Annotated in this window: 18 protein-coding genes; 13 read left to right on the top strand and 5 right to left on the bottom strand. The window is 41.3% G+C overall.

All coding sequences use genetic code 11. The features are described from left to right. The 3 genes from C8D94_RS08950 to C8D94_RS08940 form a co-directional block, all read right to left on the bottom strand. Positions 1-7654, bottom strand: a 7654-nt coding sequence (locus C8D94_RS08950; protein ID WP_115123575.1) for a beta strand repeat-containing protein, incomplete at its 3' end; no start/stop codon positions are given. 439 nt (positions 7655-8093) lie between these two features. Beyond that, positions 8094-9041, bottom strand: a complete 948-nt coding sequence (locus C8D94_RS08945; RefSeq protein WP_115123574.1) for a phosphoribosylaminoimidazolesuccinocarboxamide synthase — start codon at positions 9039-9041, stop codon at positions 8094-8096. Positions 9042-9072: 31 nt separating this feature from the next. Next, on the bottom strand, positions 9073-10029 hold the full coding sequence (locus tag C8D94_RS08940) for a PhoH family protein (RefSeq protein ID WP_115123573.1): 957 nt from the start codon (positions 10027-10029) through the stop codon (positions 9073-9075). A 111-nt stretch (positions 10030-10140) separates the two neighbouring features. Between C8D94_RS08940 and C8D94_RS08935 the strand changes: the two genes are divergently transcribed. From C8D94_RS08935 to dnaN, 5 genes are all read left to right on the top strand, one after another. Continuing rightward, positions 10141-10983, top strand: coding sequence for an SAM hydrolase/SAM-dependent halogenase family protein (locus tag C8D94_RS08935; RefSeq protein ID WP_115123572.1), 843 nt, complete (start codon positions 10141-10143; stop codon positions 10981-10983). 8 nt (positions 10984-10991) lie between these two features. Next, the gene (locus C8D94_RS08930; protein WP_115123571.1) at positions 10992-11294 is read left to right on the top strand and encodes a putative quinol monooxygenase; all 303 of its coding nucleotides are present in this window, start codon (positions 10992-10994) and stop codon (positions 11292-11294) included. A 201-nt stretch (positions 11295-11495) separates the two neighbouring features. After that, a complete protein-coding gene (gene gldF, locus C8D94_RS08925) occupies positions 11496-12209 on the top strand; it encodes a gliding motility-associated ABC transporter permease subunit GldF (RefSeq protein ID WP_115123570.1) in 714 nt (237 codons plus the stop codon). A gap of 13 nt (positions 12210-12222) precedes the next feature. Further along, the gene (gene gldG / locus C8D94_RS08920) at positions 12223-13887 is read left to right on the top strand and encodes a gliding motility-associated ABC transporter substrate-binding protein GldG (RefSeq protein WP_317047713.1); all 1665 of its coding nucleotides are present in this window, start codon (positions 12223-12225) and stop codon (positions 13885-13887) included. A gap of 131 nt (positions 13888-14018) precedes the next feature. Continuing rightward, positions 14019-15137, top strand: a complete 1119-nt coding sequence (dnaN, locus tag C8D94_RS08915) for a DNA polymerase III subunit beta (protein WP_115123568.1) — start codon at positions 14019-14021, stop codon at positions 15135-15137. 85 nt (positions 15138-15222) lie between these two features. Here the strand turns inward: dnaN and C8D94_RS08910 are convergent, their stop codons facing one another. Next, positions 15223-15591 (bottom strand): DUF4870 domain-containing protein, encoded by a 369-nt coding sequence (locus tag C8D94_RS08910; RefSeq protein ID WP_115123567.1) that lies wholly within the window; start codon positions 15589-15591, stop codon positions 15223-15225. 8 nt (positions 15592-15599) lie between these two features. After that, positions 15600-15731 carry a hypothetical protein gene (locus C8D94_RS15505; RefSeq protein WP_262510543.1) on the bottom strand — a complete coding sequence of 44 codons (132 nt, stop codon included), beginning with the start codon at positions 15729-15731 and terminating at the stop codon, positions 15600-15602. A gap of 194 nt (positions 15732-15925) precedes the next feature. On the opposite strand from C8D94_RS15505, the gene C8D94_RS08905 reads away from it, so the two are divergent. From C8D94_RS08905 to C8D94_RS08870, 8 genes are all read left to right on the top strand, one after another. Further along, entirely contained in the window at positions 15926-18439 is a 2514-nt protein-coding gene (locus tag C8D94_RS08905) for a LamG-like jellyroll fold domain-containing protein (protein ID WP_115123566.1), read from the top strand. A gap of 123 nt (positions 18440-18562) precedes the next feature. Beyond that, complete coding sequence (gene mnmE, locus C8D94_RS08900) at positions 18563-19963, top strand: tRNA uridine-5-carboxymethylaminomethyl(34) synthesis GTPase MnmE (protein ID WP_115123565.1); 1401 nt, start codon at positions 18563-18565, stop codon at positions 19961-19963. Positions 19964-20181: 218 nt separating this feature from the next. Next, entirely contained in the window at positions 20182-20547 is a 366-nt protein-coding gene (locus tag C8D94_RS08895) for a helix-turn-helix domain-containing protein (RefSeq protein WP_115123564.1), read from the top strand. Between the two features lie 10 nt (positions 20548-20557). Next, positions 20558-21664: a site-specific integrase gene (locus C8D94_RS08890; protein ID WP_115123563.1), complete on the top strand. Its 1107-nt coding sequence runs from the start codon at positions 20558-20560 to the stop codon at positions 21662-21664. Between the two features lie 3 nt (positions 21665-21667). After that, positions 21668-23002 (top strand): DUF6617 family protein, encoded by a 1335-nt coding sequence (locus C8D94_RS08885; protein ID WP_115123562.1) that lies wholly within the window; start codon positions 21668-21670, stop codon positions 23000-23002. 104 nt (positions 23003-23106) lie between these two features. Then, positions 23107-23400 carry a helix-turn-helix domain-containing protein gene (locus C8D94_RS08880; protein WP_115123561.1) on the top strand — a complete coding sequence of 98 codons (294 nt, stop codon included), beginning with the start codon at positions 23107-23109 and terminating at the stop codon, positions 23398-23400. Next, positions 23375-24298: a hypothetical protein gene (locus tag C8D94_RS08875; protein ID WP_147278526.1), complete on the top strand. Its 924-nt coding sequence runs from the start codon at positions 23375-23377 to the stop codon at positions 24296-24298. Before C8D94_RS08880 ends, C8D94_RS08875 begins: the two co-directional genes overlap by 26 nt. A gap of 33 nt (positions 24299-24331) precedes the next feature. Continuing rightward, on the top strand, positions 24332-24583 hold the full coding sequence (locus C8D94_RS08870; protein WP_115123559.1) for a helix-turn-helix domain-containing protein: 252 nt from the start codon (positions 24332-24334) through the stop codon (positions 24581-24583). Positions 24584-24594 lie beyond the last annotated feature (11 nt).

Below are 24594 nucleotides of genomic sequence, written 5' to 3'. Positions count from 1 at the left end.
TCAGGATTCCACCTCCAGAACCTGCGGCTCCATCGGCTACGTTGTTCATAATGGTAGCGTTGCTCACGTCCAATGTACCTCCAGCGTTGAAGATTCCTCCACCACCTTCGTTGGCCATGGCTCCACTTGCTATGTTACCATCTATCACGGTTGCGTCTACAGACATAGTTCCGGCTCCGTTCCACAGTCCACCGCCTTCAAGAGAAGCAGTGTTTCCGCTTACGGTTCCACCAGAGATGGTACTGTCTCCAGGACCTGTAATATGCAATCCTCCTCCATTTCCGGGAGCAGAAGCTGTAGCGTTGTCGGTTAAGTTAACATCGGTCAACATCAACATATTTCCAGCTACACTGTTGTCCTCAATACCACCACCAGCTCTCACCGATGTGTTGTTTGAAATTGTAGTTGCTGAAACTGTCAATACACCTTCATCATTTAGGATTCCACCTCCAGAACCTGCGGCTCCATCGGCTACGTTGTTCATAATGGTAGCGTTGCTCACGTCCAATGTACCTCCAGCGTTGAAGATTCCTCCACCACCTTCGTTGGCCATGGCTCCACTTGCTGTGTTACCATCTATTGTGGTACCATTTACTGTCATGGTTCCTGCACCGTTCCACAGTCCACCACCTTCTAGGGCAGCTGTGTTTCCACTTACGGTACCATCGGTTATTTCACTGTCACCGGGTCCTGTAATATGAAGACCTCCTCCATTACCTGGAGCACTTGCAGCGGTATTGTTCATTAAATCTGTGCTTGTAAGTGTGAGCGTATTTCCAGCTACACTATTGTCCTCGATACCACCACCAGCTCTCACTGCACTGTTACCGGAGATTGTAGTTCCACTTACGGTAAGGGATCCTTCGTCATTCAGGATACCACCACCAGAACCTGCAGCACCATCGGCTACATTATTGGTTATAGTTGCTCCAATGATATCTATAGTACCGCCGGCGTTGAAGATTCCTCCACCACCTTCGTTGGCCATAGCACCACTGGCTGTGTTCGCATCAATTACGGTGTTCTCAACAACCATTAAACCAGCACCGTTCCACAGTCCTCCACCTTCAAGAGATGCAGTGTTTCCACTTACGGTTCCTCCAAGGATGTTGGTGTCTCCTGGTCCTGTTACGTGCAATCCTCCTCCGTTACCGGGAGCAGAAGCTGTACTATTATCGGTCAAATCAACATTTGTAAGGATGGTTGTGTTTCCTGCAACACTGTTATCCTCAATTCCACCACCAGCTCTAACCGATGTATTGTTTGAAATTGTGGTTGCAGTAACTACTAGGGTTCCTTCATCATTCAGGATACCACCACCAGAACCTGCAGCACCATCGGCTACATTATTTGATATAGTTGAATTATTAACATCCAGCGTTCCGCCAGCGTTGAAAATTCCACCACCACCTTCATTGGCCATGGCTCCACTTGCGGTGTTTCCGTCTATAGTTACATTGTTTACGGTCATAGTTCCAGATCCGTTCCATAGACCACCACCTTCAAGCGCGGCAACATTGTTAGAAACCGAACCATTTGTAACAGTGGCATTTCCTGGGCCTGTAATGTGCATTCCCCCACCATTACCTGGTGCCGTTCCTGCATCGTTGTCTTCAACTATAGCGTTGAACAAAGTGATAGTTCCTGTACCGTTTGTTGAATTGTCCTCTATTCCACCACCCGCTCTATTTGCGGTATTGTTTGAAACTGTTGAATTATTCACGGTTACAGAACCACCGTCTACATTTTGTATACCACCACCAGAACCAGCGGCTCCGTTGGCTGCGTTATTGGTAATCATTGTACTGGTTTGAACCATCAAGGTACCTCCGTTGTTGAAGATTCCCCCACCACCATTATCGGCGGCAGCTCCTGAGGCTTGATTGTTATCGATCAAAGAAGTATCTACGGTCATGGTGCTTCCTACTTGGTTCCAAAGACCTCCACCTTCTGAAGCAGCATCGTTTCCAGTAACAGTTGCACCTGTCATATTCACAATAGCAACACCAGTTACGTGTACAGCTCCTCCATTACCAGGGTTGGGTGTACCAGCGTTTCCATCAACATCATTACCTTGAAGGGTTGTGTTGGTCATATCCAACATTCCATCTACAATTTCTATTCCTCCACCAGCACGGTTTGCGCTGTTTCCATCAATCATTCCTCCAATAACTACGATGTCTCCGTCGGTAGACAACAATCCTCCACCAGAACCACTAGTTCCAGTTGCTAAATTAGATTGTAATGTACCATTATTAATACCCATATTTCCACCATTGTTGAAGATTCCTCCACCACCAGCTCCGTCTACTGCTGTGTTGGTGTTTACCATAGTGTTCAATACATTCATTGTACTTCCTGCTTGATTCCAAAGCCCACCACCTTCGTTAAAAGCTTGATTGTTTGAAACTGCAGCATCATTAATCAATGTAGTAGCTACTCCTGAAATATGGATTCCTCCACCGTTTCCAGGGTTTGGAGTACCTGCGGTACCGTTTACGTCGTTAAGCGCTATTGTTGTGCCGTTAACATTTAGGTTACCATCTATTATTTCAATAGCTCCACCTGCACGGTTTGCACTATTTTGGAAAATATTGATATCTGCAATGGTCACTGTACCATCGGTAGATAATATCGCTCCACCTGAACCAGCGGCTCCGTTGGCTAAGTTATTATTAATGGTTGAACCTGAAAGTATATCTAAAGTACCTCCATCGTTGTAGATTCCTCCTCCACCATTTTCGGCCAAGGCTCCACTTGCAACGTTATTTGTTACGGGAACAGCATCTACAGTCATTGTACCAGAACCGTTCCATAGTCCACCACCTTCAGCGGCAGCTACGTTGCTATCTACAGTACCTCCTGTGATAGTGATATCTCCTGCACCAATGTGCAGGCCACCACCATTCCCTGGGTTGGCTCCAAGTGCTACACCAGTATCGTTTCCGTCAAGTGTTACGCCTGTCATTGTTACGGTTCCATCGGCTACTTCAATTCCACCACCTGCTCTTACAGATTGGTTTCCAGTAACTATGGTTCCATCAAGATTTAGAGTTCCGGCAGCATTTAAAATACCTCCACCAGAACCTGCTGCACCATCAGCGATATTTCCTGTTACAGAAGAAGTTCCCATAACATTCATTGTTCCTCCATCGTTATAGAGTCCACCACCACCATTTATGGCCATTGCACCGCTTGCGGTATTATTTGTAACTGGAACATCTGTAATATCCATTGTTCCCATTCCGTTCCATAGTCCACCACCTTCAGCGGCAGCTACGTTGCTATCTACAGTACCTCCTGTGATATCGGCATTTGCGGTTCCACCTACGTGGAGTCCACCACCGTTACCTGGGTTGGCTCCAAGTGCTACACCAGCATCGTTCATATCTAGTGTTACACCTGTCATCGTAAGGTCTCCCCCTGCGATCTCGATACCACCACCAGCTCGTACGGCTTGGTTGCCGGTGATAACGATGCCGTCGAGTGTAACTGTACCTCCAGTTGAGAGTACACCACCTCCGGAACCTGCTGCACCATCGGCTATATTGTCAATAACAGTAGAAGTTCCCATTACATTCAGGGTTCCTCCATCATTATAGAGCCCTCCTCCTCCGTTTTCGGCTAGAGGTCCACTTGCTGTATTGTTCGTTACAGGTACATCGGTCACATTCATAGTTCCCATAGCGTTCCATAGTCCACCACCTTCAGCGGCAGCTACGTTACTATCTACGGTTCCACCAGTTATATCAGCGTTTCCTGTTCCACCTACGTGGAGTCCACCACCGTTACCTGGATTGGCTCCAAGTGCTACACCAGCATCATTTGTATTTAGCGTTACACCTGTCATCGTAAGGTCTCCCCCTGCGATCTCGATACCACCACCAGCTCGTACGGCTTGGTTTCCGGTGATTATCGTTCCATCTATAGTAAGAGTACCACCTGTACTATGAATTCCACCTCCAGAACCTGCGGCTCCATCGGCTATATTGTTCACGATATTTGTTCCGTTGGCTACTGAAAGTGTACCTCCATTGTTGAAAATACCACCTCCACCATTTGTAGCATCGGCTCCAGATGCAGTATTGTTGTCTATAAATGTAGTAGGGAAAATTGTTCCACCACCAACAACGTTCATAGTACCACCGTTATTCCATAGACCACCACCTTCGGAGGCTGCGGTATTCAAGAAAACTATACCATTTACATCGACAGTTGTTGCATTACCGGTAATGTGGATACCACCCCCATTTCCTGGATTTGGCGTACCTGCAGTACCGTTCACATCGTTTAAAATTAATTGTAGGTCTATCAAGGTTGCAGTACCATCAATAATTTCGATACCACCTCCAGCACGATTTGCGCTATTTGAAGTAAGGGCGGCACCGTTTATATTTAAAGCACCAGCAGTACTTAAGATAGCACCACCAGAACCTGAAGTACCTGTGGCAAGGTTGTTAAAAATATCGGCAAAAGAATCTATATTCATAGTTCCACCGTTATTGAAAAGTGCTCCACCTCCTTGGTCGGGGTCATCTCCCGTTGCTGTATTATTGTCCATTTGGGTGTCAGCTCCTGTAATGGTCATAGTTCCAGGTCCATTCCAAAGTGCCCCTCCTTCTACTGCAGTATTGTTTTGGGCCAATACATTTGTGAACATAGAGTCTCCACCACCACTAATATGGTAACCACCACCATTTCCTGGGGCTGTTCCTGCACCAGTTGCGGTGTTGTTATTTAGTGTTAAGTCTGTGAACGTATATGTTTCACCAGCTACTGAAAGAATCTCAATTCCTCCTCCAGCTCTATTGGCTGTATTATTCTGCAACGTTACATTAGTTAGGGTAAGTGTTCCAGGAGTTTCGCTGAAAATTCCACCACCAGAACCTAATGTTCCGTCTGCCGTATTGCCATCGATCACTGTATTGAGTACTATAACATCACCTCCGTTGTTGAAGATGGCACCACCACCGTTATCTGAGGCGTTTCCACTAGCTATGTTTCCACTCATGTTTGGATTATCGAGCGTCATTGTACTTCCTGCTTGGTTCCAAACGCCACCACCTTCGGAAGCAGCTATGTTGTTATTAATATTTCCACCATTGATGTTAACTGTCGCTATACCAGAAACGTGCAAGAAACCACCATTCCCGGGGTTGGGAGCGGCACCTCCAGCATCGTTGCTATTCATATCAATATCGTTTGTAGTAAGTGTACCGTCAATGATTTCTATACCACCACCTGCACGATTAGCACTATTGTTTGAAACTGAGGTTCCGATATCTGAAACGGTTACATCTCCGGCATTACTCATAATACCACCACCTGAACCAGAAGTTCCGGTTGCTGTATTACTTAATATAGCAGTTCCTCCATTTACAGTAAGCGTTCCACCGTTATTGAAGATACCACCACCACCTGTTGTTGGGGCAGCACCTTGTGCTTCGTTGCCTGTAATTGTTGTATTGGTTACGGTCATGATTCCGGAATTGTTCCAAAGTCCACCACCCTCGTTGGCAGTGTTATTGGTTACCGTACAATCTATAAAAGTTGTGTTTGCTGGGCCTGTTACGTGAAAACCACCCCCATTACCTGGGTTTGCAGCTGCAATAAAGTTGCCGTCTAGTGTCACGTTAGTAAAGGTATAAGCTATACCGCCATTGATTTCGATACCACCCCCTGCGCGGTTGGCACTGTTTCCTGAAATGGTACTGCTGTTAACGGTTAATGTTCCGTTGAGGGACAATACACCACCTCCAGATCCAGAAACTCCTAAAGCTGTGTTTCCAGAAACAAGACTGTTTCCAGAAATGGTAAGCAAAGCTCCATTATTATAAATTCCACCTCCACCATCGGTAGCTGCACCAGCAGTAGCCGTATTATTTGAAACTGTGGCGCCAGATATTGTAGCAGTTGTAGGTGTCCCGCTTGTGCTATTATCAATTAAAACCCCACCACCAATAGGTGCTGTGTTGTTTGAAATAGTACCTCCGGTTATGTTCAAAGTTTCGGTTTCAGTAATATAGAGACCTCGACCTGTGTTACCAGTATCCAAATCCACACCTGTAAGCTGGACACTATCGGTAGCTGCAGCACCACCATTTATAATTAGTGCAGCTGCATATGTAGCATCAAGGGTAGTTACATTTAATACGTCTCCAGCATCCCCAAGGTTCACGGTTAATGTGCTCGTTGGGTTTGGTATTACTGTATCTTCGAAAGTAGCTCCGTTATCTACTATTTCAATTTCTCCTGCATTTGCGCTGTCTTGCAACGTAGCATCGTTTGCAATGGCAACAGGTAAGTTTAATATTGTATTTGCAGCATCTCCTGCATTGATAGGCTCTAAGCCCGTATAGGTAATTGTAGAACCATCTACATCGATATCTCCATTGTTTCCGTCGGGGCCAGGAATATCATAATTGAGGGTTTGCGTTGTAAAGGTTGCGCCTGTAACAGTCAAAGCATCCCCAGGAGCACCTGTTTGCCCTTGACCATTAAAGGTTATTGGAAAACCAAAGCTACCACCAGAGTAATCTGTTGTAGTACTATCGTTTCCATCGCCTCCATTTAAAGTCAACGTGGAAGTATCTGCCGTTGGTTGGCGGAGAACTTCAGCTCCATTTAAATCAACAACAACTTCTGTCCCTTCTAGAACTACTTCAAAAGTATCGTTTCCAGTAGTTCCTGCTACAACCGGATTAGGGTCAAACTGTACGGTGATAGTCACCATACACGTTTCCGTTTGTCCGTTTCCATCGTCTGCAGTCCAAGTGACTGTGGTATCCCCCACTGGAAGTGATTCACCAGACAAGGTAGCTGTATTGTTAATATTGTTTGTAATTGTTACTGTAGCAGCACAGTTATCGGAAGATGCTGTGGGATCAAATTCGTTGCCCTGTACAGAATAAGTATTTGTTCCTTGATCTACATTTCGTGAACCATCCATGGCACACGTAATCATAGGATCTGTGTTGTCTTCGGAAGTAACTGATGTGGAACCACACGTACCAGGAGTGACACAGCCACCTTCTCCCCTAACAAAATAGGTAGTAGAGCCATTGGGTGGGTTCACATTAAATGTATTTGTAGTGGTAGTACCTACCAATGTTCCTCCACAAGAACCTGTATATATTGCCCATTGAGTTGCATCGTTAAGTGTTCCAGCGATATTTAATGTTGAAGATCCTCCTGGACATATTGTAGCAGGAGCCGCTGTTACGGTAGGAACTGTTGAATCAGTACAAGGTGGTGGGTTTGTAGCAGTAACATCTAATGTCCAGGCATTACCAGGTGCAAAGTTTGAATTTACCAATACATTGTAAGTACCAGGACCGTAGGGCCCATTGAGAGTTCCGCCAGGAGAGTTTATTACATCGTTTCCAAATTGTACAAAGCCTGAAGCTCCACCTGAAGTATTAAATGTAAAAGCTACATTGTTAACTTGTTGCCCTGCTCCAACAACCACCTGAAAGCGATCTTGACCGTCAGCAGGTGTGGTTAAAGAACCAGAGAAGTTATTTACACCAGCAACCAAGTTGAAAGAAGGGCCATTTCCAGTATTAGGGAAATCTGGTGGTTCGTTTTGTGCTAGGGTTAGTTGTAAACTAGCAATTAAAAAGAAGGCTGTAAAAAGCCAAGTAGTTTTTTTCATAATTTTATGATTAGTTAGACAAATCCACAACTTGTGGGTTTTTAAGATGTGTTAAATCTACGAACCGAAAGAGGTATTCGGTTTGTTAATTTGTGTTAAATTACCTTAAAATCAATTATTTAACTTGATTTTAAAGTTTTGAAAATAATCATAAAATTGGGGCTCTAGCTTTGACTATTAGAGGATTATAGAATAAATCAAGTTTAAAATATGAATGAAAGGAAAGTAATTTTAAGAGAGTTTTAACTACTTATTCAAGATAAGTAAACTCCTTTCAGGGATAAAAGACCTTAAAAATTTATTTTTTTGTTAAAGGAATACTAACATAAATATGGAAATTAAACCATAGGTATCTTGCTATGAAAAAATAAGTACTAGAAAATTGAAGAAAACCTACTTAAGTATCAAATTTGTAATAAATTATTAAGACAAAAGGATATCAACGCAAAAACCCATTCACATTCTCATCAATACGCTTATGAATGTTTGAAACATCTGCCTTGATGAATTTTTCGCCAGTGATATTTTCGTACAATTCAATATATCTTTCAGAGACTGAATTGATATAGTCGTCGCTCATTTCAGGCACTTCCTGGCCTTCCAGTCCTTGAAAGCCATTCTTTATAAGCCACTGGCGCACAAATTCCTTCGAAAGTTGCTTTTGCGGTTCGCCTTTTTGTTGACGCTCTTCATAGCCATCAGCATAAAAGTAACGGGAGGAATCTGGGGTGTGTATCTCGTCTATCAATACTATTTTGCCATCCTTCGTCTTTCCGAATTCGTATTTGGTATCAACCAATATCAAACCTCGTTTGGCAGCAATCTCGGTACCACGTTGGAAAAGTTTTTTGGTATATTCTTCCAGTATCCGGTAATCTTCTTCGGAAACAATACCTCTCTTTAAAATATCCTCTCTGGAAATATCCTCGTCGTGGTCTCCTTTTTCAGCTTTGGTAGCAGGAGTGATGATGGGCTGTGGGAATTTATCGTTTTCCTGCATCCCTTCGGGCATGGCAACTCCACACAAGCTACGTTTGCCCGCCTTGTATTCACGTGCAGCATGACCGCTCATATACCCACGGATTACCATTTCAACCTTAAAGGGTTCGCATGCCTCCCCTACCGCTACATTGGGATCGGGCGTGGCGGTGAGCCAATTGGGTACGATATCCTGTGTCTCACGCATCATCTTGGTAGCAATCTGGTTGAGGATTTGTCCTTTATAAGGTATCCCTTTAGGCATCACAACATCAAATGCGCTTAACCTGTCAGTTGCTATCATAACCAATACATCATTCTCTAGGGTATATACTTCACGTACCTTCCCTTTGTAAACAGATTTTTGTCCAGGGAAGCTGAAGTTGGTATCTATTATTGTGTTGCTCATTTCAGATTGTTAGTTGCTGATCTCAGAAAAATCAAGAATCTAGGTTTTCAATACTTTTGTACGCCGCAATTACTTCTTTAACCAGTTTATGGCGTATCACGTCTTTATCGTCCAGGTAAATCATTCCAACGCCTTTTACGTCCTTAAGCACCAGCAAGGCTTCCTTTAGACCTGAAATGACACGGCGAGGTAAATCTATTTGTCCAGGGTCTCCTGTTATCATGAATTTGGCGTGTTTTCCCATACGGGTAAGGAACATCTTCATTTGGGCGTGGGTGGTGTTTTGTGCCTCGTCCAGAATCACAAATGCATTGTCCAACGTTCTACCCCGCATAAAGGCCATTGGGGCAATTTGGATAACTCCTTTTTCTATATAGCTCTCCAATTTTTCATGAGGGATCATATCCCGAAGGGCATCATACAGCGGTTGCATATAGGGATCCAGTTTTTCCTTTAGGTCTCCCGGTAAAAATCCAAGGTTCTCTCCCGCTTCCACTGCTGGTCGTGTTAGGATGATTCGTTTTACCTGTTTTTCCTTTAAGGCTTTTACAGCCAGGGCAACACCAGTGTAGGTCTTTCCGGTTCCTGCCGGCCCCACAGCAAAAACCATATCGTTCTTGGACATAAGGTCCACTAACTTTCGCTGGTTGGCTGTTTGTGCTTTAATCAATTTACCACTTACTCCGTGTACCAAAACAGCTCCACTGGCAACGGGTGTATCGTAATCTTCCTTACTACGGCTGGAGAGCACACGCTCTATGGTGTTCTCGTCCATCTTGTTGTATTTGCCAAAGTGCTCCAGTAACATGGTGATGCGCCTGTCAAACTCTTCCAGAATTTCCTCGTCGCCATAAGCTTTTAGTTTACTGCCCCGAGCGACCAGCTTCAGCTTAGGGAAATATTTTTTTAGTAAATCAATATTTGCATTCTGGAGCCCGAAGAATTCCCTTGGGCTTATTTCGGTAAGTTCGATGATAAGTTCGTTCAAAAGCGCAGTTGTTTATAACATTTGTAAGTATCTTCAAATATAGTTTTTCCTATTATAAAAGTACTTTATTTTTGTGTTATCAATTTCAACAACATATCAACAATTAACTAGATGCCCATTATAACCCTTACGACCGATTTTGGAGAGAAAGACCACTTTGTGGGTGCGGTAAAAGGGGCGATCTATACTGAAATGGAGAACCTGAAGATTGTTGATATCTCGCACAGCATCTCGCCTTTCCATAGTACCGAAGCGGCCTATATTATCCAGAATGCGTACAAGAGCTTTCCGCCAGGAACCATACATATTATAGGTATTGATAGCGAGCTGAATCCCGAGAACCGCCACATCGCACTAAAACTGGACGGGCATTATTTTGTATGTGCCAACAACGGCATTATCTCCATGCTCGCACAGGCCATTAAGCCCGAGAAGATTGTGGAAATAAATATTCACGATAGGATTATGAGCAATTTTCCCGTACTGGATGTTTTTGTAAAAGTGGCCTGCCACCTTGCACGTGGGGGTACGCTGGAAGTGATCGGGAAACCTATTACCGAAATAAAGGAACTGGTAGGAATAAAGCCCGTGGTCAATTCCGAGGGCAACCAGATTATAGGTAACGTAATCTATATTGACAACTACGGAAATGTGGTGTGCAATATAAACAAGCAATTGTTTGACGATGTAGGCAAGGGACGCCCCTTCAAGATAACGGCAAGGCGTGCGAATTTCGATGAGATATTTTCACAGTACAGTGATGCCATTAATTTTGAAACCCCCAAGGAACGCCGTGAAGAGGATGGCAAGAAATTGGCCATTTGGAACTCTTCGGAATATCTGGAATTGGCCATCTACAAAAGCAACCCCACAACGGTGGGGAGTGCTTCATCGCTGTTTGGGTTACAGTTTCGGGATGCGGTGACGGTTAATTTTGGACCAATCAACCAATAATTTTTTATATGTTCACAAGAATAGTTAAGATGGAGTTTAAAGAAGCTGAAATTGATTCGTTTTTGGCTAATTTTGAAAAGGTAAAAGAAAAGATCAGGAGTTTTACGGGCTGTGAACATTTAAGGTTGTTACGGGACAAAAATGATGCAAACATCTTTTTTACCTACAGCAAATGGCAAACTGAAGACGATCTGGAAGAATACCGAAACAGCGAACTTTTTAAGGGCGTTTGGGCAACAACCAAACCAAAGTTCCGTTGTAAAGCCCAAGCCTGGAGTGTAGGTGTTGTGGAGGAGATAGCGGGTAGCTAGTAGCTTGCAGGACGCATTTAAAGCTGCGGGTAGGATGCTTTGCTAGTAGTTAAAAACGGAAATGGTAAAAATATACCCTGAACAAAATTTCACCACATAGGCACAAACAAAACAGAGATACGCCCTTAACTAAATAACTTAGTCACCTTAAGCAACGAATAACGAATAACGAATAACGAATAACGAATAACGAAATTTAAAGTGCTCCCCATCATAAAAAAAGAAATAGCCAGTTTTTTCGCCAGTCCCATCGGGTACTTGGTGATAGGGCTGTTTTTGGTGGTGAACGGTTTGTTCCTCTGGGTTTTTAGCGGAGATTATAACATTTTGGATGCTGGCTTTGCAGATCTCAATCCGTTTTTTGAGTTGGCACCGTGGATCTTGTTGTTCCTGATTCCCGCTGTGACCATGCGTGCCTTCAGCGAAGAGTTGAAACAGGGTACTATTGAGCTGTTGGTTACCAAACCAATTTCACTACGTGCTATTGTGCTGGGCAAGTATTTTGGCGCGGTATTGCTTATTGTTTTGGCGCTGCTTCCTACACTACTGTATATCGTTACAATTTCAAACCTTGGGAACCCTACTGGTAATTGGGATGTAGGAGCCACATTGGGTTCGTATCTGGGCTTGTTGTTTTTGGTCTTGGCGTATACGGCCGTTGGAGTATTTGCTTCTACCCTATCCGAAAACCAGATTGTAGCTTTTATCATTGCCATTTTTCTATGTTTTATACTGTACTTTGGCTTTGAGGGCTTGGCGTCGATCAATTCCTCGTTTGATATTTCCAGTTTAGGGCTGAAGGCACACTTCACCTCAATTTCACGAGGGGTGGTAGATACGCGGGATGTTATCTATTTTTTGAGTGTGGCGGTGTTGTTTGTTTCTTTAACCATTCTAAAACTTCAGAAAAAATAGGATGGGGAAAAGTTTGAAGCAAATAGTAATAGTGGTATCGGTTTTAGTTGGGCTGAACCTTCTCAGCAACAAGGTGTACAAAAGATTTGACCTTACGCAGGACAAACGCTATACGCTTTCTGAAGAAGCAAAGGAAACCGTCGCGACAGTGAATTCTCCTATAAAAATCGATGTATTTCTTGAAGGTAACTTTCCACCGGAATTTAAAAAACTGCAACTGGAAACCGAACAATTGCTAGAAGAATTCAAAAGCTACAACCCCAACATTGCATACGAGTTTATAAACCCAGTAGAAAGTGAAAATCCTGAGGCTCTTCAGCAGGAGTTCATAAACCGTGGGATGAAGGGCGCACAGGTTGAAGTACGTGAAAACGGCAAGGTCTCTACCGAAGTGGTCTTCCCCTGGGCACTCGCCCAGTATCAGGAAAAAACGGTGAAGGTTCCGTTGCTCAAAAATGTATTGGGCGCCACTCCCGAAGAACGTGTAAACAATTCCATACAAAACCTGGAATATGCCTTTACGTACGGTTTCCACCAATTGGTAAACGGAAAGAGCAAACGTATCGCAGTATTAAAAGGCAATGGAGAGTTGGACGACAGGTATGTAGCAGATATCTTCAGCACCCTGCGGGAAACATATTTTATAGCTCCTTTTACGCTGGACTCGGCAGCCGTTTCACCTAAAAAAACCTTAGAACAGCTCAACACTTTCGATTTGATCGTGGCCGCCAAGCCTGTTGAAAAATTTACCGATGCCGAAAGATACATCCTGGACCAATATACTATGAACGGTGGTTCCTCTATATGGCTCGTGGATGCTACCCAAATTGTACAGGACCCAGAGACTGGCATTACAGCTGCAATACCGTTGGACATAAACTTAGGGGATTTTTTCTTTAAGTACGGAATACGCATCAACCCTAATTTGGTGAAAGATGTTTATTGTGCGCCCATTGTACTGGCCTCTGGTGAGCAAAGGGAATCACAGTATAATAAATACCCATGGTTGTTCAGCCCGTTGTCTTCTGCAGCGAATGAACACCCCATCGTAAACAATACCGAGGCGGTAAAGTTTGATTACGCCAGTGGTATCGAAATTTTGACAAACGACCTACAAAAATCAATCCTCTTAAGCTCCTCTCCCATTACCAAACTGCAGAGCACCCCTTATGAAATAGATATTGACAAAGAGATCCCCAATGCACTACAAATAGTAAACGAAGGACCGGATCCTTCGGTATTCTCTGCAGGGGAAACACCTTTGGCGGTGTTGCTGGAGGGAGAATTCCCCTCGGTTTTCAATAACCGCGTAAAACCTTTTAAAATTTCAGAAGACAGAACTAGCTCCCCACCCACAAAAATGCTCGTGATAAGCGATGGTGATGTGATTAAAAATCAGTTGGATCGCGGCAAGCCCTTGGAACTGGGTTTTGATAAATGGACCAATGCCTTTTATGGAAACAAGGAGTTTTTACTCAACGCAGTGAATTATATGTTAGACGATAGCGGACTTATAAACATACGCACCAAAAAAATAGCCGTTCCGTTCCTGGACCCACAAAAAACATTGGCACAGCGCACACAATGGCAAGCTGTAAACCTATTGCTACCATTGGGGTTGTTGGCGTTGTTTGGGTTTTTGTACAGCTATTTCAGAAAACGAAAATACACCCGCTAACTGTTAATAAGTTAGTTTTACAAACCGTTGTTTTTGGGATATATTTGTACTTCGACTACATGTAGCACACAGATGCGCTTTTAATGTGGAGTCCATATTTTTAAGACTAATATTTCAGAAAATAACCTTACATGAAATTCATTGTTTCCAGTTCTTATTTACTCAAGCAATTGCAAGTGCTTGGAGGTATTATAAACAATAACAACACACTACCTATTTTAGACAATTTCCTCTTTGACCTGGATGGAAATTCATTGACGGTTTCGGCATCGGACCTAGAGACTACGGTTTCTTCAACGCTGGACGTGGAAAGCAACGAGAGCGGTAGCGTTTGTATACCTGCCCGTTTGTTGCTGGATACCCTAAAAACATTTCCAGAGCAACCGCTTACGTTTACTGTTGAAGAAAATAGCACTGTTGAAATAAGCAGTAACCACGGTAAGTACGCACTGGCGTATGCGCCAGGAGAAGAGTTTCCTAGCGCTGTGGAGTTGAAGGACCCTTCAGAAACAAAGGTTCAGGGCGATATCTTGGCAACAGCCATTAGCAAAACAATTTTTGCCAGTGGAAATGACGATTTGCGTCCGGTGATGAGCGGTGTGTTCTTCCAGTTTTCTACGGAAGGGTTGACGTTTGTGGCCACCGATGCCCACAAACTGGTAAAATATAGCCGTGAAGATGTTTCGGCATCGCAAACGGCCGAATTCATTATGCCCAAAAAACCTCTCACGCTATTAAAAAATATATTGGCAGGTAGTGAAGAAGAAGTAACGATTGAGTATAACGACAGTAACGCTAAGTTCAGTTTTGATAACACTACGATGATATGTCGATTGATCGACGGCAAGTATCCCAACTACGAAGCGGTAATCCCAAAAGAGAACCCGAACAAGCTCTCCATCGATCGAAACCAATTCCTGAACAGTGTGCGCCGTGTGAGTATTTTCAGTAACAAAACCACGCATCAGATACGTTTGAAGATTGCAGGTGCAGAGCTTAATATCTCTGCAGAAGATATCGATTACAGCAATAAGGCCGAAGAACGTTTAACCTGCGATTACCAAGGTGACGATATGCAAATTGGGTTTAACTCTCGTTTCCTAACCGAAATGCTGAACAACCTAACCAGTGACGATGTTTCTCTGGAAATGAGCCTTCCCAACCGTGCTGGTATCCTCACGCCGGTTGATGGTCTTGACGAAGGAGAACGCGTGACAATGCTGGTAATGCCCGTGATGCTGAACAACTAGAGCTTCTGCTCCACTCAGCTTACGGAACAAAAAAAATCCGTTGTGATATGTTCACAACGGATTTTTTTCAATATAACTTATCCATTTATGAAATAAACCGAATCGTACTAAAATAACTAGGAGCTTGGCCATTACTGGCGCGTACTGCATTTACTATGGGCATAACAAACGATACAATACCCACCCAAATAAGAGAGAGTATGCCTAAACCAAGAAGGAAAATTCCAGGGATGCTCAACAGCGCTATCAAGAACATAGTTATTTGGAAGTTGATTACATTTTTTCCGTGCTCGTCCATTCCCTCGATCTCATCTTTTTTGGTGAGCCACAAAATTAACGGGACAATAAATCCACCAAAACCTGTCACGTAGGTCAAAAATTGCGAGAGTTGTGTAAAAACCAAAAGGTTTGTGTCGGTTTTTTTTCCTGTTTGTGTAATGCTTATTACTTCCATACCAATAGTTATTTTAAAGCGTTAAGGATAAAATAGGTGATTAGGAATGCAGCTACCGAAACCCCCACAAATAAAAGCAGGGGGACGAGTAGGTTTTTAAGTCCGCCATCTTTTTTAGGATCGTTTTCTTTATTTTCCATAGTGCATTCTCTTGTACTATCAGTAGGTTAGAACATTAAAAAGTTACATAAAATTTTTTCTTTTGACTGTGTTAAATATCATATAATTTGAGGTGCTCTTTTTAAAATAATTATTTTTGAATTTACAGACACACTTTCACCCATAATCCCACTTAAGCTTTTGTGTGTCAATTATAACCATATCACTTATTAAAATGAAAAAAATTACACAACTTATTTTAGGAATCACATTGGTTTTTACAAGTCTTTGTACAGCACAAACCAATCAATACCTCCATTTTGATGGAGTTGATGATTATACTGAACTTCCCAACGCAGCCCAATATGTAAACAACCAAAATACCATTTCCATGGCAGGCTGGTTTTATACTGAGGCACTTACCTACGGCCAAGGTATGATGGGCATACGCGGTGGTGGTTCTGGCAGCGGAGAGATGTACATCATTCAACTTTCAGACGGAACTTTGGAATGTAGGGTAATTACCGATACGGGACTACATCAATTTGTAGCACCAGCGGGAACCATCCAGGCCGGTGTGTGGCAGCATGTGGCTTGGATCTTTGATGAAGACACCATCGAGCTTTTTGTAGATGGAGTGTCTATTGGTACAAGTACAGCCTCTGGTACATTTCTTTCAACCGACAGACCTCTAGGGCTGGGTAAAAGTATACAAGGTGGTTTCAATTTTGTTTTCAAAGGCGGGATTGACGAGTTTTCTATGTGGAGCAAAGCGCTAACACAAACCGAAATACAAGATATAATGGCTAATGAACTTGTTGGGAATGAAACCAATCTTGAAGTATATTACAAATTTAACCAAGGAGCTCCGGGAGGCAATAATACGGCAATAGACATGCTGTTGGATGAAAGTGGCAATCCAGACAAAAATTCGCTATTGAACAACTTTGCCCTTATTGGCGAAACTTCCAACTTTGTCGGTGAGCTTGAACCTGGACAGCAAGCTATAGACTTCCCTCCTATTGCCAATAAACTCACTACGGACGATCCTTTTGAGCTTGAAGCCACAGCTACATCGGGATTGCCGGTAGCTTTTGAAATTGTATCCGGTCCAGCATCCATTAGCGGCACTACCTTGACGCTAGATGGTAACGAAGGCACAGTAACCGTTAAGGCTACCCAACCTGGAAATGGTACTTGGGATCCAGCTCCCGAAGTAACCTTTAGTTTTGAAGTGCTTGACCCACAAAATGTTTTGGTAGAGAGTGAAGCATTGCACCCATTATCAGGAACGGTTTATGCTCCCTCATTAACCCCTATACAAGTTGCTGTTAAAGCTGGTATACAGTATCCAGAACTATTCTCGGTGGATACCGTAGAAGCTGTGATAGACGGAGTTACAATTCCATTGACCAATCATGAAAACGGATTTTACACCGGCTGGTGGACACCCACAGGCTATGGAGCCTTCGATCTTGATATCCAGGCTACCAATAATTACGGTGCGATGAGCACACAAACTGAAAGCTTTACACTGGAGCAACAAGCTACCAACGTTAGTGCTCTTGCAACAGATGAAGCTTGGGTGTACAGTGATGTACCCTCAGTGACACAAGTTGCTAACCTTCCCAGCCATATAGGGGCATACGATTCAATCATCGGTAATTTGGTGATAGATTGTCCTCCAGGAGGCTGTGACCCTTGGGATAGAGTTTCTACTGTGGAAGCCCAAGGAAAAGACGGACAATGGTACGAGATTATCCGTTACTTGACCCCGTATGGTGTAGCCTGTAGCAGTGAGATTGATTTAACCGATTTCGCCTCGATACTTCGTGGAAAAACCGCCTTTAGGGTAAATCTTGGTACGCAGGGTAACGGTTTTGAATATACACTTCAGCTAAATTATCAAGCGGGAGAGCCAGCACATCCATACAGTTCCATTACAAAATTGTGGTACCAAACCTATCAATTTGGAGATCCTGCAAACCTTCAGCCTACTGAAGCTTTTGATGTTACCTACCCAGAAAATATAGAGACCGCAAAGATAAAACTGGTATCTTCTGGCCACGGTTGGGGAGATAACAATACTGGTAATGCGGCAGAGTTTTCACCCAACACACACCATATATGGGTAAACGGGAACGAAACCTTTGAGCAATTCAACTGGGAAGATTGCGACCCCAATCCAGATGGTTGCCAACCACAAAACGGAACATGGTATTTTAACCGTGCTGGCTGGTGCCCTGGAAGTATTGCACAGTTTTTCGATTACGATATGCAACCCTACACCCAAACAGATCAGGTATACCTAAGCTATATTTTTGATACAGGCTATGTGGATAATTGCCACCCCAACAATCAAGATTGTGTTAGTGGGAGTACGTGCCCTAACTGTGACGATGGTTTTAACCCCCATCTTATCGTTTCATCTTATTTAATCTCGTACGGAGATGCTCCATTAGGAGATAGTGATGTTGTGTTGGGAACCGATGCACAGATTGCCCCAACCCAGGTAAGTGTATATCCAAATCCTTCGGGGGGACAATTTTTTGTCTCTTTCGATGGATTTCAGGATGCAAGCACTGTAAAGGTGTACGACTACCAAGGAAGATTATTACGTGACTATGGGATAGCTTCAGGGACGCAGAATGTGAAAGTAAACCTTTCTGGCCATGCTTCTGGCGTGTATCTTGTGAGTGTACAGAACAGCAAAGGAGACGGCGTTATAAAAAGGGTTATTATTGAATAACACCGCAATAAAAATCATATTTTTAAAAGGTTCCTAGCTTTTGGGAGCCTTTTTTTGTTACACGATTCCAGAAAATGAAATCTATCCCAATTTGATGTTTTTGAATTTGTACTTTTGTACACTATGAAACACAACGATACTATAGTGGCTCTAGCAACACCTTCGGGTGCTGGGGCAATTGCTGTGATACGGCTTTCGGGAGATGCTGCTTTGGAAATAGCTTCGGGTATCTTTACTTCAGTTTCAGGTAAGGTATTAAAGGAGCAGCCTACACATACCATCTATTTAGGGCACATTAAGGATGGGGAGCGGGTGTTAGATGAAGTTTTGGTTTCAGTATTCAAAAACCCTAACAGCTATACGGGTGAAGACGTGGTAGAAATTTCCTGTCACGGGAGTGCTTTCATTCAGCAAGAAATTATACAGTTATGCCTTCGGAAAGGTTGCCGGATGGCCCAAGCAGGAGAGTTTACCCTACGTGCCTTCCTCAATGCCAAAATGGACCTGAGCCAAGCAGAGGCTGTGGCAGATTTGATAGCGAGTGACAGTGAGGCAAGCCACCAATTGGCCATACAGCAAATGCGGGGTGGTTTCAGCAATGAAATAAAACGATTGCGGGAAGAGCTGCTCAACTTTGCTTCCTTGATAGAACTGGAACTCGATTTTGCCGAAGAGGATGTGGAGTTTGCCAACCGCGAGGATTTCCAGAAATTAATTACAAAGATTACCCAGGTACTGAAACGCTTGATAGACAGTTTTGCTACTGGAAACGTGCTAAAAAACGGTATCCCCGTAGCCATAGTGGGCGAACCCAATGTGGGGAAATCTACACTGCTCAATGCACTTTTAAATGAAGAACGCGCCATTGTTTCTGAAATAGCCGGTACCACGCGAGATACCATTGAAGATGAAATTACCATAGGTGGCATAGGGTTTCGGTTTATAGATACTGCGGGAATACGAGAAACAACCGATACCATTGAAGGTCTCGGGATTAAAAAAACGTTTGAGAAGATTGAACAGGCGCAAGTGGTCGTGTATTTATTTGATGCACAGGAATTCAAAGTTTCAGGTTCCAAGATTAAAATTGAAATTGAAAAAATAAAAAATAAGTATCCGCGAAAACCCTTGGTTGTGGTGGCCAATAAAATAGACAGGCTTCCAAAAAATGAAAAAACTAACTTTATTGACATCCTCACGCCCCACACCTCACACCTCACACCTATTTCAGCTAAAACAGGAAATGGCGTAGAAGACCTAAAAAACACCTTACTCAACTTTGTGAACACCGGTGCGCTACGCAACAATGAAACCATCGTTACCAACACCCGTCACTACGATTCCCTACTAAAAGCCTTGGAAGAGATTCAAAAAGTACAGACGGGCATAGATGCCAATTTAAGTGGCGATCTTTTGGCCATAGATATTAGGCAAGCCCTGTACCACTTTGGAGAAATTACAGGAGAAATCTCAAACGACGAATTATTGGGGAACATATTTGCTAATTTCTGTATCGGGAAGTAATTACACTTCTGTTTATTGTTAACTAATTGTTTTTGTTGGTATTACATAATATTTACTTCTCTTTTTTGTTGCCTTTTAGTTCTTTTTAGGCTATCTTTGTTGTCTATTTGTTGCCCATTATTCAAGTTTGTTGCCCAAACTTGTTGCCAACAAATATTGGCGAAATTCTGCACCATATTGCCCCACGTTGCACCATATCGCTACATAACGCACCATTTATGAGCAGTAATTTAAAAATTCCAAAAACGTGTCTTTATTGTGGTAAAGCTTTCATAGCAAGAACTACAGTAACAAAATATTGTGGCCATAAATGTAACAGCAGACATTACAAACAGCTTAAACGAGAAGAGAAAGTTCAAGATAGTCTGCAACAAGATATTCAACAAAAGCAAGGCAATACAGAAGTTTCCAATCCCAATAGTATAGCATATAAAGACTTTTTAAGCATTTCTGAAGCATCAGAATTATTAGGTGTTAGTAGATGGACTATTCAAAGAATGGTTAAGCGAGGACAGCTTAAAGCAGTCCCTATGGGAAGGAAACACATTGTTGCACGATGGCAAATAGAAAGCTTATTTAATTAACCGTACCATTATGAAAGTTACTTTAAGACAACGAAAAAAAGGAAGCAAGATTAGTTTGTATTTAGATTACTATGAAAATGGACAGCGTAGCTATGAATACCTAAAGCTGTACTTGATTCCAGGACCCGAAAAAGGCAAACTAACCAAGGCACAAAAGGAGGAGAACCGAAAGAATTTAGAATTAGCCGAAAGCATACGTGCTAAAAAGCATTTAGAAATTCAAAACGGTTTATATAACTTTCAAGATAAGGAAAAGCTTAAAGGGCATTTCATAACATATATGGAAGTCCTTGCAGAAAAACGTAGTAATAGTAAGGGTAATTATGGTAATTGGCAAAGTGTAATTAAACATCTCAAGAAGTTTAAACCTCACGATATAGCTTTTTCACACATTAACAAAAAGTTTGTTGAAGATTTTAAAGAGTACCTTGATAAAGAAGCTATAGGGAGGGCAAATAAGAAGCTTTCTCAAAATTCAAAGTATTCATACTTCGGTAAGCTTAATGCAGCTTTAAAACAAGCAGTTAAGGACGGTATATTAAGAATCAATCCTGCTGAACAAGTATCTAACTTTAAACAAGGAGAACCTCAAAGAGAGTTTTTAACATTGGAAGAGGTGCAAGCCTTAGTAAAGGTAGAATGTGAACTTCCAGAGCTTAAAAAAGCTTTTATTTTTAGTTGTCTTACGGGTTTACGTTGGAGTGATATTGAAAAACTAACGTGGTCAGAAGTGCAACATTCAAAAGAGAATGGTAATTACATTAGATTTAGACAAAAGAAAACCAAAGGAAGTGAAACTTTACCAATTTCTGAACAAGCACGAGAATTATTAGGTGAAGAAGGTGAACCTACAGAAACAGTTTTTAAAGGGTTGCATTATAGTGCCTGGACAAATCTAAAATTGCAACAATGGGTAATGCAAGCAGGAATAACAAAATCAATAACTTTTCATTGTGCGAGACATACTTATGCAACATTACAGTTAACTTTAGGAAGCGATATTTACACTGTTTCAAAATTATTAGGGCATAAAGAGTTGAAAACAACGCAGATTTATGCCAAAGTAATTGACCAAAAGAAGCAAGAAGCTGCCAACCGTATTAAATTAGATTTATAGCCTATGGAAAAGCCATTTATTGAAATTGATGCCAAAGAGTTTATCTTAAAACCATTTGAAATTCAGAAGCCTGAAGGCTATGAATTTGCAGAAAACTATCCTAATTGTTGTCATTCACACAAACACAATTATAAACTACTTACAGACTATTTAGAGCGTTTTCCCTTTTGTTGTGATAATCACGCTGATTTTTATAAACGTTTTAAATTCGACAAAGAGAAAGTTTATGGTCAAATACCTATTTGGGTTTTAAAAGCAGTTGATTATACGTGGCATACCATAGAGCAAAATATTAATGAGGACGATTGGTTTGATGCTATTACAGAATATTTTGAATTATGTTTCTGGAGTATGGGTACACCTGCTGTAGGTTCTCACATATATTTAGAGCTTGTTGAGTTAAATCTTCAAAGAAAAGATGGAAAATTTCCTAAAGATAAATGTAAAGCATTATTAAAATTCCTAACTGAAGTAAACAAGTATAAACCTGCGCAAGAGAAAACAGACCTTAATTTATTGTATAGCACTTATCAAAAATGGTTAAAAGCATTTCCTTTTGATTTACCCTTTTTTAGTCCTTTAAAACCACAACTTACTAAATCATTGCCCTTTGTTAAAGAAGTCACTCGTAGGAATCGCTATTTGGGTATGGTGACTGCAAAATTGGTAACACCAACGGAATTAGTAGCTTCACTATATAGACGTACACAACATATCTTATCATTAATTGATACTACCGAACTTCAAAAACAAGGTTTAATATCACAAGCCGAAAAATTAAGTATCGATGTACTTAACGAAAACCACCGATTTAAACAGCGTACCTTAACAGAAACTTATAATAAAGGCGAAAAACAATACATAAAAACCATTAAAAAGTGGCTTGAAAATGAAAAAGTTTATTTTAAAGAAATTGTTCCTAAATTAAAACAAGCACCAGCACCAACACCCAAAAAGGAAAAAACACCTAAAACCTATTTTGGTTTTAGTGGTGACACAAATGCACTTTTAACTGTGTTAAAAGCATTGCAGTTAAGAGTAGATATGCTGAAAGAAGACTTCACAACAGTAGATAATTTTCATAAGCTACTTACAGCTAAAGACTTTAGTAATTTAGATGTCAAAGTCCATCTAAATTGTGATAATAAACAGTTCTATTACATCATAACAAAACTACAGCCATACTTTACCAATCTTAAATGGGTAACTATTGCTAAATCTATGTTGTTTTTATCCGAAGGAAATAGCCTTTTAGGACAATCAGATTTAAGTTCTGCAAAGAATAATAACCCGAAATTAAAAACAGTTATTGACAACATTTTCAGAGATATGAAATAAAAAACAATGACATTATTGACAAATGTCAATGCCTTGTCAGACTTCAATTTTTATACCCTCATAAAGTCAGTTTCTTGCTTCCAGAAATTTTAAATAGTTTAAAAATGGAACAAGAAATGATTCTTCAAAAGTTAACTAACATCGAGACGATGTTACAAGAACAAAACCTTCTAAAAAAAGAAGTATTAAACCTTAATGAGGCAGCAGCTTATTTAGATATAAGCGCATCACACCTTTACAAACTTACAAGCCAAAAACAGATTCCGCATTTTTGCCCACAGGGCAAAAAACTCTATTTCAATAGGGCAGAATTAGACCAATGGTTGCAACGCAACAGGCAACATTCCGAAGATGAAATAGACCAAATGGCAAATGATTACATCACAAGGAATCGCTAATACGGTGTACGACACCATTAAAATAAAGAAGCAATTAGACCAATTGCCCAAAGAAGCGTTGTGCTGTACTAGAGCACCTTTTTATTGGGGCAATAGTCTATGGTTGCCAACTTTTAATAAATATGGTGAAGTGGTAAGGTATCATACCGATATAAATAATCTTCGTGTAAAGTTAAGAGGTCACGACATAACCATTGAAAACTCATTGCAAAAGTTTTTTATGGGAAACAATTATCAAGATTTTAAATTTAGTCGAGTGCTAGAAGCGTTTCACAAGTTAAATAATACGCTACCGTTTACAATTTACGATGCAAACATCATCAAATTAAGTACAGGTGTTGTCATACAGGAAGAAGCACAACCCGTTTTTGAAAGTTGGTTAGAATACAAAGGAAAAAGCCCAAGAATAATGACAAATAGAAACACCATTTATGGAGCGTATTTTCAAGCAACCAATTACAAAATAAAAGGTTATGACAAAACCTTTGAAGTCAAACAACATAACCAAGTGTCTTTAAATGACAATTACTTTAGGTTTGAATTAGAGGCTTATAGCAGACATTTTACAAGCAGAAGTCAACCAATACAAACGCTAACGGTTCAAGACCTAATAAATCCAAGCTCGTTCAATGCATTGGCAGATAACCTTTTTAAAGTGTATCAAGATATAAAGAAGAAACCGTTTTTTGATTATCAAAAACTGTCACCAAAAGACATAAGATTATTAGCTACTATAGCTAATATAGAGACCGCTAACGGCTTAAAAAAGTATCACCAGCACACCTATAAAAAAGACCGTAGAGCATATTTAAAACTCATAAAAGAGAACGATAATAACAAGTTAAACAATCAAGTACTACAGCAGTTAAAAGAGAAAATAGATTTTATCAAATATTAGTACTTGTAATATAACCTAAAAAAGGGGTAAAAAATGAGAGATTATAGTATAAAAGAAATCAAGGCGATAGAAGAACGATTAGAGCATACCATCCAAAAGTTAGAGAAGCTTCAAAAACAAGCTGGTATAGAACCATTTATTGACAATTCCGACTTTATAAGGATTTTCAAAATCAGTAACAGTACAGCTAAAAACTGGCGTACTAAAGGCATAATTCCTTATGTACAGATTGAAAATAAAATTTATTATAAAGTGACTGATATTAAAGAACTATTTGCAATCTAAAATTCTATTTT

Origin of the sequence: Marinirhabdus gelatinilytica (assembly GCF_003353425.1) — a bacterium.
Lineage (GTDB): Bacteria > Bacteroidota > Bacteroidia > Flavobacteriales > Flavobacteriaceae > Marinirhabdus > Marinirhabdus gelatinilytica.
Note: the sequence above shows the minus strand (reverse complement) of the source record. Positions and strands in the feature narration are given on the sequence as shown.